Source organism: Streptomyces sp. NPDC058964 (assembly GCF_042741275.1).
Taxonomy (GTDB): domain Bacteria; phylum Actinomycetota; class Actinomycetes; order Streptomycetales; family Streptomycetaceae; genus Streptomyces.
On the sequence record NZ_JBHYKH010000686.1, the window covers coordinates 2206 to 3874 of the forward strand.

General features: G+C 73.4%; 2 protein-coding genes. Both read right to left on the reverse strand.

Annotated features, from left to right (window positions below; translation table 11 throughout):
* The coding region (locus tag ACFW2E_RS43000) for an ABC transporter ATP-binding protein (protein WP_384476473.1) at positions 1–1046 on the reverse strand (1046 nt) is incomplete at its 3' end.
* Positions 1043–1579 carry an oligopeptide/dipeptide ABC transporter ATP-binding protein gene (locus ACFW2E_RS43005; RefSeq protein WP_384476476.1) on the reverse strand — a complete coding sequence of 179 codons (537 nt, stop codon included), beginning with the start codon at positions 1577–1579 and terminating at the stop codon, positions 1043–1045. The genes ACFW2E_RS43005 and ACFW2E_RS43000, both read right to left, overlap by 4 nt.
* Positions 1580–1669: the final 90 nt, after the last annotated feature.

Consider the following 1669-nt stretch of genomic DNA (forward strand, 5'->3'; position numbering starts at 1 on the left):
TGGGGGGGGGGGGTGCAGTTCGGGCTGGGGTGGTGACTGGGGGCCGGGCGGCGGGTCGACGCCGGCGCCGGCAGGATCGGCAGTGTCCGCCGGTCGCAGCCCGTCTCCGCGCGGCCCGCCGTGTCGAGGCCGGCCCACACCGGGCAGCGCGGATGGAACCGGCAGCCCTCGGGCACGTCCGTCGGGTCCGGCGGCTCGCCCTGGAGCAGCTGGGGCCGCCGCTCACCGCGCCCGCCCTGCGCGGACACCACCGACAGCAGCGCCTTGGTGTACGGGTGCTTAGGCGTGAGCAGGACCTCCTCCACGGTGCCCACCTCGACGATCCGGCCCAGGTACATCACCGCCACCCGGTCGGCGATGTTCCAGGCCAGGCCCAGGTCGTGACTCACCACCAGGGAGGACAGGCCGAGGTCGCGGCGCAGGTCGAGGACGAGCTTGAGGATCTCGCCGCGCACGGAGGCGTCCAGCGAGGCCACCGGTTCGTCGGCCACGATCACCGAGGGCTCCAGCGCCAGCGCGCCCGCGATCACCACGCGCTGCTGCTGCCCGCCGGACATCTCGTGCGGGAAGCGCGACAGGAACTGCTCCGGAGGGCGCAACCCCGCCTTGGACAGGGCGACGTGCACGCGCTGTTCGAGGCCGTCCTTCATTCGGTGCAGCCGCGGACCCTCGGCGACCGCGTCGAACACGTTCTGCCGCGGGTTCAGGGCGCCGCCGGGGTCCTGCAGGACGAACTGGACCTTGCGGCGGTGCGCCTTCAGCGCGGCGCTCGTGTAGCGCAGCGGTACGCCGTCGCACAGCACCTCGCCCGATGTGGGCTTGACCAGCCCGGTCAGGGCGCGTGCCAGGGTGGACTTGCCGCAGCCGGACTCGCCGATCAGGGCGAGGATCTCGCCGCGGCCCAGTTGGAGGTCGACGCCGTCCACCGCGTGGGCGGGGCCGCGGCCTGCCCGGGGTGGATAGGTGATGTGCAGGTCGCGGACTTCCAACGCGGGCGCCGTGGCTGTGTCGGGTCCGGTGACCGTGCCCGTGGTGGTGACGGTCATGAGCGGGCTCCTTCCGCGGACGGTTCGGGCACGGGCGGGGCCGTGGAGAGGTTCGGGAAGGCGGGCAGCACCCGCAGGCACGCCGACTGCCGTCCGGTACCGGTCGGCCACAGCTCGACGGGGGTGCTGTCGCAGACCTCGTGCAGGTCGGGGCAGCGGGCCGCGAAGGGGCAGCCCGTGCCCAGCGCGGCCGGGTCGGGCGGGTCGCCGGGCAGGCCGGCCGGCGCCATGCGGGAGGCCGGGTCGCCGATGGTGGGGAAGGCACGGGACAGCGCCCGGGTGTAGGGGTGCTTCGGGTCGTCCAGGAGTTGCTGGGAGGGGCCGGACTCCACCAGCTCGCCGGCGTACATCACCGCCAGCCGGTCGCACATCTGGCCGAGGACGGACAGATCGTGGCTGATCATGATGACGCCGATGCCCTCGTCGCGCACCAGGTCCGACAGCAGGTCCAGGATCTGGGCCTGCACCATCACGTCCAGCGCCGTGGTGGGCTCGTCAGCGATGATCAGGTTCGGGCGGCACGCCCCCCCCAACCCCTTCAAGATTAGCTGGCGCGGCCCCCCCGCGACACACTGGGGCAAATAAACACACACACCCGCCCGCGCCCCCCCCCGCACACACAC